This is a genomic window from Streptomyces sp. BR123 (assembly GCF_013401435.1).
Classification (GTDB): Bacteria; Actinomycetota; Actinomycetes; order Streptomycetales; family Streptomycetaceae; genus Streptomyces.
The window spans coordinates 1-16105 of record NZ_JACBGN010000164.1 but is presented as its reverse complement, the minus strand read 5'-3'; the positions used below and the strand labels follow the sequence as shown (position 1 = coordinate 16105).

Annotated in this window: 19 protein-coding genes; 10 read left to right on the top strand and 9 right to left on the bottom strand. The window is 70.3% G+C overall.

Annotated features, from left to right (window positions below):
* Positions 1–27: 27 nt before the first annotated feature.
* On the bottom strand, positions 28–648 hold the full coding sequence (locus tag HYE82_RS23150) for a hypothetical protein (protein WP_179176059.1): 621 nt from the start codon (positions 646–648) through the stop codon (positions 28–30).
* 139 nt (positions 649–787) lie between these two features.
* On the opposite strand from HYE82_RS23150, the gene HYE82_RS23145 reads away from it, so the two are divergent.
* On the top strand, positions 788–1948 hold the full coding sequence (locus HYE82_RS23145; RefSeq protein ID WP_179176058.1) for a serine hydrolase: 1161 nt from the start codon (positions 788–790) through the stop codon (positions 1946–1948).
* An 11-nt stretch (positions 1949–1959) separates the two neighbouring features.
* On the opposite strand, the gene HYE82_RS23140 is transcribed toward HYE82_RS23145, so the two are convergent.
* The 4 genes from HYE82_RS23140 to HYE82_RS23125 all read right to left on the bottom strand — a co-directional run bounded on the left by HYE82_RS23140 (position 1960) and on the right by HYE82_RS23125 (position 5979).
* Positions 1960–2592 (bottom strand): PASTA domain-containing protein, encoded by a 633-nt coding sequence (locus HYE82_RS23140; protein WP_306439620.1) that lies wholly within the window; start codon positions 2590–2592, stop codon positions 1960–1962.
* Positions 2593–2749: 157 nt separating this feature from the next.
* On the bottom strand, positions 2750–3076 hold the full coding sequence (locus HYE82_RS23135; RefSeq protein ID WP_179176056.1) for a nuclear transport factor 2 family protein: 327 nt from the start codon (positions 3074–3076) through the stop codon (positions 2750–2752).
* 131 nt (positions 3077–3207) lie between these two features.
* Complete coding sequence (locus HYE82_RS23130) at positions 3208–4110, bottom strand: polysaccharide deacetylase family protein (protein WP_179176055.1); 903 nt, start codon at positions 4108–4110, stop codon at positions 3208–3210.
* Between the two features lie 270 nt (positions 4111–4380).
* Positions 4381–5979, bottom strand: a complete 1599-nt coding sequence (locus HYE82_RS23125) for an MDR family MFS transporter (protein ID WP_179176054.1) — start codon at positions 5977–5979, stop codon at positions 4381–4383.
* Positions 5980–6141: 162 nt separating this feature from the next.
* On the opposite strand from HYE82_RS23125, the gene HYE82_RS23120 reads away from it, so the two are divergent.
* Both HYE82_RS23120 and HYE82_RS23115 read left to right on the top strand, forming a co-directional pair.
* The gene (locus HYE82_RS23120) at positions 6142–6726 is read left to right on the top strand and encodes a TetR/AcrR family transcriptional regulator (protein WP_179176053.1); all 585 of its coding nucleotides are present in this window, start codon (positions 6142–6144) and stop codon (positions 6724–6726) included.
* 126 nt (positions 6727–6852) lie between these two features.
* Positions 6853–7395 (top strand): hypothetical protein, encoded by a 543-nt coding sequence (locus HYE82_RS23115; protein WP_179176052.1) that lies wholly within the window; start codon positions 6853–6855, stop codon positions 7393–7395.
* 190 nt (positions 7396–7585) lie between these two features.
* On the opposite strand, the gene HYE82_RS23110 is transcribed toward HYE82_RS23115, so the two are convergent.
* Both HYE82_RS23110 and HYE82_RS23105 read right to left on the bottom strand, forming a co-directional pair.
* Complete coding sequence (locus HYE82_RS23110; protein ID WP_309144421.1) at positions 7586–8425, bottom strand: hypothetical protein; 840 nt, start codon at positions 8423–8425, stop codon at positions 7586–7588.
* A gap of 141 nt (positions 8426–8566) precedes the next feature.
* The gene (locus HYE82_RS23105; protein ID WP_256987576.1) at positions 8567–9118 is read right to left on the bottom strand and encodes an ATP-binding protein; all 552 of its coding nucleotides are present in this window, start codon (positions 9116–9118) and stop codon (positions 8567–8569) included.
* Between the two features lie 262 nt (positions 9119–9380).
* Here HYE82_RS23105 and HYE82_RS23100 point away from each other — a divergent pair, with 262 nt between their 5' ends.
* The 7 genes from HYE82_RS23100 to HYE82_RS23070 all read left to right on the top strand — a co-directional run bounded on the left by HYE82_RS23100 (position 9381) and on the right by HYE82_RS23070 (position 14371).
* A complete protein-coding gene (locus HYE82_RS23100) occupies positions 9381–10232 on the top strand; it encodes a helix-turn-helix transcriptional regulator (protein ID WP_179176051.1) in 852 nt (283 codons plus the stop codon).
* A gap of 11 nt (positions 10233–10243) precedes the next feature.
* Positions 10244–10441 carry a hypothetical protein gene (locus HYE82_RS23095; protein WP_179176050.1) on the top strand — a complete coding sequence of 66 codons (198 nt, stop codon included), beginning with the start codon at positions 10244–10246 and terminating at the stop codon, positions 10439–10441.
* A 257-nt stretch (positions 10442–10698) separates the two neighbouring features.
* Complete coding sequence (locus HYE82_RS23090) at positions 10699–10920, top strand: hypothetical protein (protein WP_179176049.1); 222 nt, start codon at positions 10699–10701, stop codon at positions 10918–10920.
* 194 nt (positions 10921–11114) lie between these two features.
* Complete coding sequence (locus HYE82_RS23085) at positions 11115–12080, top strand: NAD(P)H-binding protein (protein ID WP_179176048.1); 966 nt, start codon at positions 11115–11117, stop codon at positions 12078–12080.
* A gap of 459 nt (positions 12081–12539) precedes the next feature.
* Complete coding sequence (locus HYE82_RS23080) at positions 12540–12875, top strand: hypothetical protein (RefSeq protein WP_179176047.1); 336 nt, start codon at positions 12540–12542, stop codon at positions 12873–12875.
* Positions 12872–13375 (top strand): hypothetical protein, encoded by a 504-nt coding sequence (locus HYE82_RS23075; protein WP_179176046.1) that lies wholly within the window; start codon positions 12872–12874, stop codon positions 13373–13375. The genes HYE82_RS23080 and HYE82_RS23075 overlap by 4 nt, the downstream gene beginning before the upstream one ends.
* 138 nt (positions 13376–13513) lie before the next feature.
* Positions 13514–14371 carry a hypothetical protein gene (locus HYE82_RS23070; protein WP_218782953.1) on the top strand — a complete coding sequence of 286 codons (858 nt, stop codon included), beginning with the start codon at positions 13514–13516 and terminating at the stop codon, positions 14369–14371.
* A 187-nt stretch (positions 14372–14558) separates the two neighbouring features.
* On the opposite strand, the gene HYE82_RS23065 is transcribed toward HYE82_RS23070, so the two are convergent.
* Positions 14559–15569: a serine protease gene (locus HYE82_RS23065; protein WP_179176044.1), complete on the bottom strand. Its 1011-nt coding sequence runs from the start codon at positions 15567–15569 to the stop codon at positions 14559–14561.
* A gap of 126 nt (positions 15570–15695) precedes the next feature.
* Positions 15696–16105: nuclear transport factor 2 family protein (locus tag HYE82_RS23060; RefSeq protein ID WP_256987575.1), on the bottom strand; the 410-nt coding region annotated here is incomplete at its 5' end.

Below are 16105 nucleotides of genomic sequence, written 5' to 3'. Positions count from 1 at the left end.
GCCTTCGCCCCGCCGGCCGTTGCCGCCTCAGGCTCCGCCCCCGGCCGAGAAGGCCGTCCGGTGGTTCTCGCAGCTCGCGTCCCAGGGCATCGAGCCGGTGAGCGTCCCGTAGCCGGTGCGGGTGACCGACCACTCGACCGTGTAGGGCCCCGTGTCGCAGGCGATCCGCTTGTTGCCGGGGACCCTGGCGCGCCCCTTCGCCGGCTGGTCCGCCAGCTCCTTGTGCACCTCCAGCACCTTGCCGTGCCGCGGCGAGCGGAGCACGGCGTGCACGACGATCGGGTGCCGGCCGTCCCTCGTCGTCACGGCCTTCTTCACCAGCATCGAGTCCGACACCGCCCAGCCGAAGTCGAAATCGGGGTGCCAGGCCAAGGACTTCTGGTCGACGCTCAGGCGCGGGTGGTCCGGGGCCTCGGGGTGCCCCGGGCGGGACACCGTCCTGTACCGGATGCCGGGGTGGAAGCGCAGCTGTGCCTCGACCTTGTGCATGTCGTCCTTGGTCCACATCGACTTCATCGTCTTGTCGCCGCCGCCCGGGTCCTGCAGGTACGAGCCCTCCGCGGCGGTGGCGGCCCCCTGGCCGAGGGCGGGGGCGAGGGCGGCCGCGGCGGCGGCGAGGGCGAGAGCGGCGGTGCGGGTGGGCTTCATGCCCGGTCCAACGGGGGCCGCGGCGGGCCGGAACGAGACGTGGCCGGCTTTCACCCGTACGGGGAGCCCCCCGGAATATCCCATGATCGCCTTCCGTTTCCGGTGCCGACCAACTGCACGCGACAGCAAGGGAGTCGGAATGGCCACGCAGGTGCACGGGACGGTGGCGGCGGGCTGGGAGCCGGTGCGGGAGGAGTTCGCCGCCTTCGCCGCCGCCGCGGAGCACTCCCCCGAGGCACAGCTGGCGGTCCACCACGGCGGCCGCCGCGTGGTCGACCTGTGGGCCGGCGAGGACACCGGCCCCGACACCCTGACCGGCGTGTACTCGATCACCAAGGGCGCGGCCCACCTGGTGGTGGCGCTGCTGGTGCAGGACGGGCGGCTGGACCTGGAGCGCCCGGTGTCGGCGTACTGGCCGGAGTTCACCGGGCACGGCAAGGAGCGGCTGACGGTACGGCAGCTGGTCGCGCACCGGTCGGGCCTGGTCAACACCGAGGAGGGCTTCGACTACGACGAGATCGCCGACGACGCGCTCATCGCGGCGCGGCTGGCGGCGGCGCGGCCGTACTGGGAGCCGGGGACCGCGTACGGCTACCACGCCTTCGTCATCGGCGCGCTGACCGGCGAGCTGGTGCGGCGGGTGACCGGGCGGTCCCTGCAGGAGGTGTACGAGGAGCGGATCCGCGCCCCGTACGGGCTGGACCTGTACCTGGGGCTGCCGCGGGAACTGGAGGGCCGCTGGAAGCCGGTGCTGGAGATGCGCGCGACGCCCGAGCAGCTGGCGGCGGCGGCCGGGGGCGGGGCGGCACTGCCGGAGCTGCTGCCGGTGGCGTTCAACGCGCACCGGGAGCCGCCGATGGACCTGGTGGCGTTCGCCAACCACCCGAGGGTGCGGGAGCTGGGCCCGGCCTCGGCGGGCGGCATCGGCACGGCGCGCGGCGTGGCGGGCATGTACGCGGCGGCGATCGGCGCGGCCGACGGCCGCCCGGCGCTGCTGGAGCCGGGGACGGCGGCCGAGTGGGCGCGGCTGCACACCCCGGGCGAGGACCGGGTCACCCCGCAGTCGGACCACTTCGGGCTGGGCTTCGAGCAGCAGCCGGCGGTCGGCCCGCGGGCGTTCGGGCACAGCGGCGCGGCGGGCGGCCTGGGCTGGGCGGACCCGGCGACGGGCATCGCGTACGGGTACGTGCGCCGCCGGTTCGCCTTCCCGGGCGGCGCGGCCCCGGAGAACGAGCGCCTGACCGCGGCGGTCCTGAGCGCGGCCGCGGCCCGGACCGGGGGACCGGCCGGGGCTGAATGACGGGCCGTCGGCTAGGGGCAGGTCTCCTCGAACTTGACCACGTGGAAGGTCGCGGGCTTCCCGTCGAGCGGTGTGCCCGTCGGTGGGGACTGGGTGCACACCCTCCAGTTGGACTCCTGCAGCACCATCCGCTGCTGGAGGGCGTCCTTGACCGTGATGCTCGCGTTGCCGGGGAGGGCCTGGCGGGCGGCCTTCATGCTCTTGCCGATGAAGTTCGGCATGGTCGCGGCGGGTACCGACGGGGATGCCTCCTCCTTGGCGGGGCACTCCTCCTCCAGCTTCACCGCTCCGAGGTCCACCTTCGCGGAGGTATCGACGCTGCTGCCCGGGCCGGGGGTCTGCGAGCACACCTTCCAGCCGCGGTCGAGGATCTGCTCGCGGCCCCGCCCCAGCGAGTCGTGCGAGGTGAGCGCGAAGAACCCGGCCGCCTGCGCGGCGTCCTGTGCCGCCTGCAGGCCCATGCCGACGAGATTCGGCACGACGGCCGTCTTGGCGCTGCTGCCGGGCTTCCCGGATGCGGCGGAGCCGGCGGGCTGCGACGGGTCCGGCTTGGGATCGGTGGTGGCGGGGGGCGGGTCGCAGGCGGTGAGTGCGAGCGTCGCGACGGCTGCCAGTGTGGCGGCGGTTACGTGGTGAGTGCGCATCATGCCATGCTCGGGCGCATGCACCGCGGGCGCGTGCGGTGTGACGCAGTTGTGACCGGCGGAAACCCCACGCGGGGGCGGGGCTTCCGCTGCGCCCGGGTGCCTGAGTGCGGGCCGGAAGCCGGGCGGGCCGGGCGGGCCGGCAGTGTCCCGGGGGTCAGGCCTGGCCGGTTTCGAAGCGGGTGATGCGGCCGCCGTCGGTGACGGTGAACTTCCAGGCGGTCCGCATCTCGCCCCAGGTGTCGTTGCGGTAGTTGACGACGAGGCCCCGACCGCCCTGCGTCTCCGTGACGACGTCCATGTGGCCGGCGGAGGAGAAGATCTCCTTGTCGGCCCAGACCCGCAGGTCGCGGTCGGAGCCGTCGTCGGACATGGTCGCGTCGGGGGTGAGGAGCCCGTAGAAGGCCTCCTCGTCGTGGGCGTTGACGGCGCTGACGAAGGCTCTGACGGCCGGGTCGGACAGTTTGTTCGGGGCGATGGTCACAGGGGCTCCTGGTCGGTTCCTCGGTGCGGGGCGCTGGTGCGCCCGTACGCTCAGGGAACACCCGGCGGGGCGCGTTGCCGCCGACCCTCACCCGTTCGCCGCCGGACGGCGTGTCAGGCGTGTCCTGCGCGTCAGGGCGTGTCGGGGTCGGTGCGGACCGGGAAGCCGGTGGGCCGGTCCTGTTCGTCCAGCCAGGCCAGGACGCGGTCGAGGGCTTCGACGCTCTGCCGGCGGTCGCCACCGGCGTCGTGGAACAGGATCGTGGGGCCGTTGCCTATGTTCCGCTTGACGGCGTCGACGATGGCGGCGGTCCCCGGCTTCTGGAAGTCCTTCGTGTCGATGTTCCAGCCGAGCGGGCGCATGCCGTTGGCGGCGGCTATGCGCCGGCTGTCGGGGGTGAACGCGCCGCCGGGGGCGCGGTAGTACTCGACCTTGGCGCCGCCGCCCGCCGCCTCCTCGATCAGCTTCTTCGCGTCCAGTATCTGCTTCTCCTGGTACTCGACGGGCTTCTTGTCCATGGAGGTGTCGTGGTCCATGGAGTGGTCGCAGAGCCGGTGGCCGGCCGCGACGACCCTCTTGACCAGGTCGGGGTGGGCCTTGGCGCGCGGGCCGACCATGCAGAAGGTCGCCTTCACGTCGTGCTTCGTCAGCACATCGAGGACCTTCGGGGTCCAGTGGGGGTCGGGGCCGTCGTCGATGGTGATGTTCACGGCGTTCCCCCCGCTCTCGGAGGAGTGGGCTATGGACTCGGGCATCTGCGGCCCGCTGCCGGCCGGGGCGCCGCCCTTCCCGTCACCGCTCCCGTTGCCGTTGCCGTCGCTCTTGCCGTCGTTCCTGCCACCCTCGCCGGCAGGGTCGCCGGTGCTGCCGCCGGTCGGCGGGTTGTGGTCGCGCGAGAGGTTCTGCCGGGCCGCGCCGTCCGGTTCGACGAGGGTCGCCACTCCCCACACCGTCGCCGCCACCGCCACCGCCGAAACCGCGATGGCGATCCGGGATCGCGTACCCAGCCTGCGCGTGCGTGCCGTGAAATCCATGAACCGTCCACTCCCCTCTCCGCGTTGCCGCGCTCTGAGGTTCATGACGTGCGCGGTCGCGCTCGGGTTCCCACCAATTGCCCCACTGGAACCGGTTGACGGCCTTGGTCCTCGATCACCCGGAATAAAGTCCTGACCTGGGACGAAACCGGCAGCCGGGGTCGGACGGGCGATACGTTCACGGCGCGCGGAAGGCCCCCGCCCCGGCGGTGATCCGCCGGGACGGGGGCCCGTGTGAGAAGGAGGGCCGATGGGCCCGGTGAGGGTCCGTCAGCGAGCGACCGGCTCCGCCGCCGCCGTCTTCCCGACGCCGGCCGCGTCGGCCGCGCCGCCCGCGTCGACCGGGGCCGGACCGGCGCCCCGCAGCGGGACCTCCTTGACGAACCAGGCCGCCGCGAAGCCCAGTACGGCCACGAACGCGCCGAGGAGGAACGCGGAGTGCGTACCGGCGGCGACCGCGTGCTGGTACGCCTCGCGCACCGCCTCCGGCAGCTTGGCCAGGCTCGCCGCGTCGAGCTGGGCGGCTCCGGCGGCGGCTCCGGCCTGCGGGCCGAGGCGCTCGACCATGGTGTCGGTGACCCGGGTGGTGAACAGGGAGCCCATCAGGGCCACGCCGAACGAGCCGCCGAGCGTACGGAAGAGGGTGGCCGAGGAGGACGCGACGCCCATGTCCTTCATCTCGACGCTGTTCTGCGCGACCAGCATGGTGATCTGCATCAGGAAGCCGAGTCCGGCGCCGAGCACGGCCATGTAGACGCCGGAGACGAGGCGGCTGGTGCCGGTGTCCATCGTCGCCAGCAGGTACATGCCCACGACCATGAGCGCGCCGCCGATGATCGGGAAGATCTTGTACTTGCCGCTGCTGGTGGTGATGCGGCCCGCGACCAGCGACACGGCCATCATCGACAGCAGCATCGGGAGCAGCAGCAGGCCGGAGTTGGTGGCGGATGCACCCTGGACCGACTGCTGGAACAGCGGGAGGTAGAGCACGCCGCCGAACATCGCGAAGCCGACGAGGAAGCCGATGACCGACATGAGGGTGAAGTTGCGGCTGCGGAAGATGTGCAGCGGGATGACCGGCTCGGCGGCCCTGGTCTCGGCGAAGAGGAAGGCGGCGACGGAGACGACGCCCAGCAGGATCAGGCCGAGGATCTCGGTGGAGCCCCAGGCGTACTCGGTGCCGCCCCAGGTGGTGACGAGCACGGTGGAGGTGATGGCCACGGTCAGCAGCGCCGCGCCCAGGTAGTCGATCTTGCCCTGGGACTTCTTCTTGGGCAGGTGCAGGACGGCGGTGACCATGGCGAGGGCGACGGCGCCGAGCGGCAGGTTGATGTAGAAGGACCAGCGCCAGCCCATGTGGTCGGTGATGGTGCCGCCGACCAGCGGCCCGCCGATCATGGCGAGGGCCATCACGCCGGCCATCATGCCCTGGTACTTGCCGCGGTCGCGGGGCGGGATCAGGTCGCCGATGATCGCCATGACGCCGACCATCAGACCGCCGGCGCCGAGGCCCTGGACGGCGCGGAAGCCGATGAGCTGGCCCATGTCCTGGGCCATGCCGCTGAGCGCGGAGCCGATCAGGAAGATGACGATGGAGGTGAGGAAGGAGCCCTTCCGCCCGTACATGTCGCCGAGCTTCCCCCAGATGGGGGTGGAGGCCGCGGTGGCCAGGGTGTAGGCCGTGACCACCCAGGACAGGTGTTCCAGGCCGCCGAGCTCGCCGACGATCGTCGGCATCGCGGTGCCGATGATCATGTTGTCGAGCATCGCCAGCAGCATCGCGATCATCAGGGCCATCAGGACGACGCGTACGCTGCGCGGCTTCACCTCCCCCGAGGCCTCGACCGTCTTGTTGACGCTGTCGACCATGATTCCGCTCCCCGTTGCCACATCACTCGGCACATCACTCGGCGCCGGGCGTCCGCACTTCAGCACCCTCTCGGCACTTACTTGACGCCCGGCTAGTTCACTACACTGGGGACGGTAGACCCGTCACTAGCCGGGCGTCAAGTAAGTTTGGTGGGGAGAGGCATGTCCAGCAGCAGTCCGCAGGGGCGACGTGGCAACACGCGCCAGCGCATCCAGGACGTCGCACTGGAGCTCTTCGCCGAGCAGGGGTACGAGAAGACGTCGCTGCGCGAGATCGCGGAGCGGCTGGAGGTCACGAAGGCGGCGCTGTACTACCACTTCAAGACCAAGGAAGACATCATCATCAGCGTCTTCGAGGACGTGACCCGCCCCATCGACGAGCTGATCACCTGGGCCCAGGAGCAGCCGCGGCCGTGCACCCTGGAGACCAAGCGGGAGGTGCTGCGCCGCTACAGCGAGGCCATGGCGGCGGGCGCGCAGCTGTACCGCTTCATGCAGGAGAACCAGGCGACGATGCGGGAGCTCAGCATCGGCGAAACGGTCAAGCGGCGGCTGTTCACCCTGGTCGAGCTGCTGCGCAACGACGACGGCCCGCTCACGGACCAGGTCCGCTGCGTCAGCGCCCTGTTCACGCTGCACGCGGGCATGATGTTCCTCCAGCACGTGGAGGGCGACCCGGAGGAGACCCGCGTCGCCGCGCTGGAGGTCGCCATCGACCTCATCACCCAGGCCCACCACGGCTCCTGACCGACCGGGGTCCGCTGCCGGCTCCGGCCGGATCGGCGAGCGCCGGTCCGGCCGCATTCGGCCTCGACAACGGGTGCGGTTCGCCGCAGCATGCGCGTGTACGCGTGAGCTGCGTCTGGAGGTCGGATGAGCACGAGTGGCGGCGCGGAGGATCCGGACGGCGGCCGGGTACCGGAGGGTCGCCCCTGGGCAAGCAGCCATCCGAGATCCGGCGGCGCCCCGGCCGGTTCCGGCGGGATGATGCCGCCGCCGGTCAAGAACCTTCGCGTGCTGCTGATGGTCCTCGGCGGGGTGCAGGCCGTCGTCGGACTCGGCCTGGTGACCAACAGCGTCGCTGTCGCCACGGCCGTCTGGGGCGAAGGTGACGCTTCGACCCCGTGCTGCACCACCCCGGGCGAGGCCCACGCGGGGATCATCGTCCTCGCCGGGCTGCTCGTGCCGGCCCTCGCCGCCTGGGGCATCGTGACGGCCCTCAAGTTCCCCACGCGCCAGGCCGTCGTACGAGTCTCCACCGCCGCCTGCGGCTGGACCGCACTGCCGTTCACCTGGGTGCTCCACCAGCTGGTACCCATCCCCGCCCTCGGGGTCGCGTGGCTGGTGCCGGCGATCCTCGCCCTGGTCCGCGTCAAGCAGTCGGAGTCCTGGGCCTGGTTCAGCGCCCGCGACTGAGCGCCGCGCACCCGAACCGGACGGGCATGAGACGACTTCACACCGGGGGACGGTGAACCCGAAGCCAGGTCTCCACGCCTTGAAGGGACGAGCCCTCCTCGCGGAGCAGCACCCACATGCCCTCGTGGCCATCGATCCCGCGAACGCGTACCCGCTCGCTCACCGGCACGTGATCTCGTTCAACGCACGGTCATGCGGGTATCCCGGGCGGCGCGTAATGGCTCAAGTACTCACGCATCCGAGGCTCGAGTCCGGACGGGTCATTGCCGTTCAGGGCGTACCAGAGACGGTTCTCGATCCAGAACCGACAGGCGAACTCCTCGAAAGAAGGTGCACACCAGAGGATTGCGGCCCTTTGCTCCTCCGGATCGTCGAGATTGGTCTCCGTCTCTTCCCCGTCGCGCCGCGCCTGGTACTCGAATTCGTAGTCGATGCAGGAGTGCACGACGAACGCCTCACCCGACGGACGGAGGTAGAGGTACCAGATGACGCAGTCCTGTTGATCCCGCAGGAAACGCACGAGGAAGGCACCGGGCTCGACCGGACTGGGCAGGGGCTCGGAGATGTCGGTCCAGCAGGCCGTCACCGAGATGTCATCCAGTGAGCAGTGCAGATGCGAGTCGCTCTGGAAGGTGACGAAGTCCCGAGGCAGCGTCAAGCCCTTGGCCTCAAGGTCCTCGGCCAGGCGATGGAGCGCCGTGACCTGTTCGGGAACAGGTTCGCCGGTACCACCGAGCCGTTGAAAGCCGCCCGTGAACTCGGCGGGGTCGAGAGGCGGCAGGCTCTCGTAGGGGTAGTACTCGTAGGTGTCATGGCAGGGCCGGTATTCACCCAGGTCGGTGGCACACCAAGCAGAGTCGAAGCCGACCGAGGACGAGTCGGACCCGGATCGTGCACCAGGCATCGGCCCCCCATTGATCACCGTGAGCGGAGTTTCGACGTCAGCATCGCACTGCCCACTGCCACTCCCCGCGACGGGCGGGCCACGCTGGCGCTCCCCGGCAAGGGCGAACCTGGCCTGATGCGGCACCGGGCAGGCTGAAGTCCTCCGCGAGGCCGCTTGCACCACAGGAGTGGTGGGTCGGGTTCGCCCCACGCAGCACCGCGAAGCCTGCAGAGGCCTGGACATGGGGATCGGCGCCGCGCTCGTCTCTCCAGCCGGCAGCCTTGCTCAACGACCAGGTGATCCAAACGGCACACCCCGGCCGGGGAGGTAGGCGAGGGCGCCGGCGCGGGGCAGCGTCACCCAGGTCCGCGTCCCGCCGCCCGGCTCCCGCGAGTCCCCGAACCCCCACTCCCCGCCGCACTCCCGCACCACCACCCGCAGCAGCCGGAGCGCCGCCCTGCGCCGGGCCTCGCAGTGCGCGGCGAGCCGGGCATTGCCGTGGGCCTGGTGCCCGTCGTACGCAGCGATCCGCAGGGTGTCATCGCGATACCGGGCGGACAGGTACACGCTTCCCCCGGGATCCAGCCGCCAAGCCGCGGCCAGCAGTTCCCCGGTCACCTGCACGGCGGCGGGCGCGAGCCGGTCCAGCCCGTGCGCGTGCAGGACCGCCTCCACCGCCGACCGCGCGATCCGCCCGCTCCAGGCCTCCCCCGGCAGGCTAAGACTGCAGGCCAGCATGTCGGGCAACGGTTCACGCCGGTCGCCGAGTTCGACCCGGGCGGTCGGACAGGCGGCGATGTTTTCGGCGGACGGGTACGCGAAAGACGACATGAACATCTCGAACTCCTCAAGCACTACACGGCGGTTGGCACTGGCGTGGCTGCGGTGAGGTCGACGCGCACGGATGGCTACGCAATACCGGGCAGCTGTGACTCCGTCCCCGAAGCAGGACATGGCGCGGCCCGGGGATGCACTTCAACTGCCTTGCGTGAGCGGTGCATTACGCAATGTAGCTCAGGGCGGGCCAAATTTGGCCCTATAGCCGGATGAAGTCAGCCGTTCGTGCACGACGGACGCCGGACAGGCGAGACTTCACGGCATGACCGCGAGGACAGCCACCACGGAGCGCCAGAAGAGGTTGGGGTACGAGCTGCGCAGGATGCGCAAGGCGGGCGGGGTCTCTGCCGAGCGCGCGGCTGCGCTGCTGGGGGTGGACCGAGGCGCCATCTCCGCCATGGAGTCCGGAACGCGTGCCATTTCCACCGAACGACTTCGCAGGCTTGCCGATAGCTGCAACGTGACGGACGAGGCGTACGTGTCAGGACTCGCGGCCATGGCGCAACCCGGCACGCGCCACTGGTGGGACCGCTACCGCGGACAACTTCCGCAAAGCTTCCTCGATATCGCCGAAATGGAAGCGCACAGCGTCCGAGTGCGCGGCGCCTACTCCGTCCACATGCCGGGGCTGCTCCAGACGACGGACCACGCACTCGCCTTGTTCCGCATGGTCATCCCGGCGTTGCCGGAACACGAGGTCGCGCTGCGCCTGGCCTTGCGCGTCGAGCGGCAGCAGATCCTGGAAGGAGACGGCGCGACCGAGTTCGTGGCGATCGTGCACGAAGCCGCCTTGCGCATGCAGTTCGGCGGTCGTGCCGTCCTGCGGGGGCAGCTCGACCACTTGCTCAACCGCTCCGAGCAGGACAATGTGACGGTGCTCGTCATCCCGTTCGAGGCGGGAGGGTTCCCGGGTGCAGGCCAGACGGTGATCTACGCGGAGGGCCCGGCGCCGCAGCTCGACACGGTGCAGATCGACAGCTCGCACGGACCTGACTTCATTCACGCCCAAGACCAACTCGACAAATACCGAGCCCATTTCGAGGTGCTGGAGCACCTGGCGCTCTCCGATGCCGCATCCCGCGACTTCATCCGAGCCGTGGCGAGCCAGTTGTGAAGGAGGACATCGTGACTCACGTGACATGGGAAGAGCCGTTCTGCGGCGAGGGGAACTCCTGCTACCGGTTCGGGGTGGACGGGGACGGGAACAGCTACATCGCGGTCGCCGGGCAGGAAGCCGCATACATCACCGACAGCACGGAAGCCCTGCGGCAGCTGATCCGAGACATCAAGGCCGGCAAGGCCGACCACCTCCTCGACAGCTAGGCAGCCGCCTCCTTCGGGACGGATGCGACGCGACGGCTCGGTGTCAGGGGCCGGTGCGAGGACGCGGGGCGTGATCGAAGCGTCGGCAATCGCCGAGTACTGGGAGGCGGCAGCTCCGTCCTTCGACGAAGAACCGGACCACGGTCTGCGGTGTCCTCGACATCGCTGCCGGACGGGCTCACCCTCCGCGCCGCGTCGGCGGACCCATGTGGGTGAGAGGCACCCCGCCCTTTCGGCCCTGTGGGGAGCATCTCTGCATGCGCCTGACAGCTGACGGGACGACGCCGATCGTGAGGACGGTGCTGGTGGACGCCCTGAGGACGGACGACGGGTACGCCTTCGAGCCGGCGAAGCCGCTCTTCCTCTCGGCAGGTGATCGCATCGCGTTCGAGGGCGCCGGGCTGTTCGTCACGCGGGCCGACGGAGCGCGGCTGACACGTGCCGGCCACTGGTCCGCTCGATGCGGGACTCGGATCTGAGCCGCGAGGCGAGCCGCTGACCGAGCGCTTCACCGACTGCCCGGTCACGACGGCGCGCGCCGCGTGGCCTGCCGGCCCTTCTTCCAATCTCCCTTTGCCGGCAGTACAGTTGGCGGTCCTGATCCGCACCCGCCCATGCCGGCATTCGCCGTGGGCGGCGCAAGATCTCCGCTGTCGCGTTGGAGGATCTTGCCATGTCCGGAATCACGGTCACGCCGTCGACGAACACGTCCGGCAGCCGACTGCACCTGCTGACCGTCGTCAGCCCCCGTAAGGGCGCGGGCTGCAGCCCCACGGGAATCGTCGGACGCCGCCTGGCCCGGCAACTGACGGCCGCAGGCGACCGCGTGCGCGTCCTCGCGGAATCCGACCAGCTCCACGACTGGCCCGCCGGCACCGAGGTCGTCGAGGGCTCCGTCAGCCGGCGCCCGCTGGAGTACGCCGAGGCGTTCGAAGGCGTGGACGCGGTCTTCCTCGCCGGCGCGGTTCCGGAGACGGTCGAGGAGGTGCTGGACACCGCCCGGACCGCCGGGGTGCGGCGGATCGTGGTGCTGTCGTCGCACGGGCCGGAGTACGAGCTGGCCCACCCGCCGGAGACGTGGTTCTGGCTGGCCGTCGAGCGGGCCGTCGAACGTTCGGGCATGGAGTGGACGCACATCCGCCCGTCGGCGGTGATGGGCGCGGCCATCGAGGTCACCTACCCGGCGACGGGCTCGGACTGGCCCGACACGATCAGGACCGAAGGCGTCGTACGGGAGGCGTTCCTGAACGACGGCCACTACCCCTTCATCCACGAGGACGACCTGGCGGCCGTCGCGGCGGCAGCGCTGCGCACCGGCGATCACGTCGGCAGGATCCTCGAAGCGGTCGGACTGCCGATCTCCACCCGCGCGCGGGTGGAGAGCATCGCGAGGGCCATCGGCCGCGACATCGCCACGGTCGACACAACGCCCGACGAGAGCCGCGAAACCTGGCGCCGCAACGACTGGCCCGACGACAGCATCGACGTGACCCTGTACGCGCTCCAGGAGTACGGCGCCCACCTCGCCGAACTCACGCAATGGACCCTCGACCAGCGGCCGAGCGTCCACGAGATCACCGGCCGCCGACCCCGCCCGTTCGACGCCTGGGCCCGGGAACACGCCCACCTCTTCCGCTGAGAACGGCAGGCACCGAGCGGGCCGTGCCGGCATGAGCCGAGGACTCCGGCGCACCACGCGGCACCCGAAGGGCGCCTGATTAACACCTTTTGCGAGGAATGAGCAAGGGCGACAGCCCGAAGATCGACGTCGACGGCGCGGTGGCCCTTCCGGAAGACGCGAAGGCCCTGCCGGACGGCTCGATCAAACTTCCCCCGGGCTCGGCCGTCCCCGAGGGTGCGGTCAAGCTCTCGAACGACACCATCAAACTCCCCGACGGCACGACCGAGTTCCCGCCGGGGACGGTCAAGCTGCCCAAGGACGGCGCGGCGCAGTTCATGGACCCCGAGGGAAACATCTACGACGCGAAGGGCAACGTACTCCAGCACGCGGAAGACGCCCCCGCAGGCAAGCCGGGAGCCCTGTACACCAGCGTTTCCCGATCGGTCCTGGACAGGTCCGAAACGGGAGGTGGCACCCATGGCACACGTCGCCGATCCATGGCAGCGGGCCGAGGCCGGCACACTCGACGAGGCGGGTGCGGTGGCCTTCCGGCGGCTGATGCTCCACGAGGGGGTCGAGGCTGTCCTCATGGCCGAGGGCATGCCCTACCGAGGAATGAACGACGATGCCGACGGGGTTAATTGGTTTACGAAGGAGCACTACGGTGCCCATGAGGTCTCGCCCCACGAGACGCACGCGAACCCGTACATCGCATGGCGCAAACTGGGCATGGATCCTCCGCCGTTCGAGATTCGACCCGACCTGACAAACTTGGACGACCTCATCGAATACATCCGAAGGAACAAGCCATGAGAACGGATGCTGCACTGACTCTGGCAGGGAGGCTCGAAGGGGTCGACTGGCTCGGCTCCTTCGATCGGACTCGGTCACGGGTGGCACTCATGCGGGAGTTCCTGCGACGCTCCGCATTGTGGGCCAGGGCGACAGGATCCCCGGAGTGGCCGTTCTTCGATATTGCGGCCCGTATCGATCCGTCGGTGCGGATCGATGCCGACATCGTGAAGGAAATTGCGGAGAAGGCCGGCTTGCAACAGCCGGTCGTCCTGGACGTGCTGGAATGGTCCCTGAACTTCGCCGTGCTCTCGGATATCCGCGCCGATCTCCCGGACCTGCCGGAGCCCTTTGCACCACTCATCTTGATGTTTGAACGCGGTGGGGGATTCGGTTTGGACGGGTCCGGCCACATCGAGGTGGACATGGCGGCCATCTCCAAGGGCAGCCTGGAAGATGCACTCGAACGGACTCCGCTGGATTTGAGCGAGGCGAGTTTGAGTGCCCTGGATGCTGGTTGACGGTAAGTTCGAGCAGCAGGTAACGCCGTGATCGCCAGTACGCCGGTCGCCCGATGGACGTGGGGCGACTTCAGCGAGGACGTGGACCCGCTCCTCCGGTGCCTCCGAGATGTGACGGCAGCTCGGTCCGTTCTGGCCTTGCATCGGCTCGCGATCGGCGAGCCGACGTTCCGCCTCACCTTCTCGGAGGCAGGCAAGCCGGCCAGCCTGCTGTTCCAAGACGAGCTCACTGCGGCCGGATCCGCCGAAGAGCTGGCACACGAGGTCAGGGCGGCCATGCGCCCCGGCCGCATCGGATCCGTGGACGCCAGGAGCACCTTGGCCAGCCTGCTGTTCAACACGGCGGAAGAGATCCGTGCGGAAGGCGTGCTCGATCTCAGTGCGTCAGTAGACGTGAACTTCTCCACGGTGGAGCTGGTGACCTACTCCGACACCTGGATGCCGTTCGACCTCAAGGGACGGGCCCAGCCTGCCGTGTACGAGGCGAACGCACCGCGACTGGCGGCCGTGCTCTCAGAGCTTACCGAGGTACTCGGGTCCGAGATGGACCCCGAGGACCCGACCTACTTCGGCACACCGACCGAGACAGGCGTCCTTCCCCATGTCGAACAGGACGGAACTCCGTCCGATTCCTGGTCCCGGCACGAAATCCCCCGACGGTACGACAACTTCACCCACTCGCCCGGCTTCGGGCACATCGGCTACCGACGCTCGGCGACAGGCGACGTGCGGTACGTTCCGGTGACGGACGACCGTGGGGTGCTCGGATACCTCTGGGCCTCCGAGGTCGAGCCCGCAGCGAGCTTCGAGCCCCTCGACCTGGACGACGACGAGAGGTACCGGGCCGCTCTCGCGTGGCTGGAGCGTCTGCGCTCCGCATACGACCGGGGGCTGTCGCCCTGCCAGGCCCTTACCGAACTGACGGGACGTTCACCGGAGGACACCAGCGGACCCATGGACCTGGCGACGCTGCGTGCACAGGCGGAAGAGGCCTGACGATACAGCCGTCGGCTCTGGTCAGGTGGTAGGCAAGGCGCTCCTCGGCGCTGCGTGGCGGGTTTGGGCCGCGATTGTCCTTTTCGCGTTCCTGCGGCTGCTGTTGAGACGAGCAACGCTTCTGGCTGGGTGAGTTCGATACGTGACGACGCGAGAGCCGACCTGCTGGTGGCGCGGAGCGGGCGGGTTACGGCTCGACCGAGCGGGCGTAGTCGATGAGGGCGGGGAGGGCGGCGCCGCCGCCCGCGGCGTTGGGGCCGCCCTCCTCGCCCCAGTTCTCGGCGCTCTGCCCGGCGACGACCCGCGGCCAGGGGTCGCCGTCCCACCACCCGAAGAACGGGCCGCCGGACTGGCCGCCCACCGCGTCGTTGCGGTGCACGATCCGGAACGCGTCGCGGCCGGCCGTGCTCTCGCCCACCGCCCGGTCCATCACCGCCCGCGGGTGGAAGACGGGCCTGACGCCGGAGCCGATGTCGAAGGGGTAGCCCACGTGTCCCCAGACCGGTTTGCCGTTCCAGTCGGGGGAGTACGAGCGCGCCCCCATCCACCCGACGGTGTCGCCCAGGCGCCGGCTGAGCACACAGACGACGTAGTCGAAGGCCGCCTCGGTGGAGTCGATCCCGTCGCCCCCCCGGGCGCGTAGCCAGGAGTAGATGCGGGTCGCGTGGGCGGTGCCGAACGGGGTGCTCGTGTCGAACTGGGCGGGCGTGAAGGTCAGCCAGTCCGCGTCGCCGTTCGCGAGCCACGGCACCGTATGGCTGGCGGTCAGCATGTGCCGGGGGCCCACCATCACCCCCGACGCCCAGCCGGCCGGCGTCTGGACGCGGCCGCAGGTGCGCCACGGGAACGAGGTGTCCGAGAACTCGTGGCGGTCGTCCGGCAGGAACACGCCGGTGGGCTCACCCCGGTCGTCGTCCCCCTCCCGGCCGGGAGGCCGCCGCCACAGCGGCGGGCGTACGCGCTCCGGCGGCACGGGCCGCGGGACCGCGCTGACCGCCGCGGCCTCGGGCAGGTAGCCGTCGACCTCGTGGGCCACCTCCCGGTCCAGCGCCGACAGGTGGGCGTAGGTCACGTGGACGTACTCGGGGCGCGGCGGGAAGGTGTGCCCCGGATCGGCGTGCGGGCCGCCGGCGCCGGGCTGCGCCGGCCGGACGGTGATGCGGTCTTCCCAGTCCGAGGACGGGATCGGTTCGGTCATGGCGGCCTGCCTCCCCGGTGTGGCGCGGTGTGGGACCCGACGGAGCCGAGCCTCCTCCCGTCCGGCGCCGTGACCGGCCGCGGAACGCCGGGCGGCGCGGAACGCCACACGTCCGGATCAGGGCGATCAGCGCAGACGGCGGTCGGCCTCCTCGATCGGGAGGTCGTTGATGCTGGCCTCGCGGCGGCGCATCAGCCCGTCCTCGTCGAACTCCCACTGCTCGTTGCCGTGGCTGCGCCACCACTGGCCGGAGGCGTCGTGCCACTCGTACTCGAAGCGGACGGAGATGCGGTTGCCGGTGTACGCCCACAGCTCCTTGCGGAGGCGGTAGTCGAGTTCGCGCTCCCACTTCTCGGCGAGGAAGGCACGGATCTCGGCGCGGCCGGTGAGGAAGCGGTCGCGATTGCGCCAGACGGAGTCCTCGGTGTACGCGAGCGCCACCCGCTCGGGGTCCCGGGTGTTCCAGGCGTCCTCGGCGGCCTGCACCTTGGCGCGGGCGGACTCCTCGGTGAAGGGGGGCAGGGGCGGGCGTACGG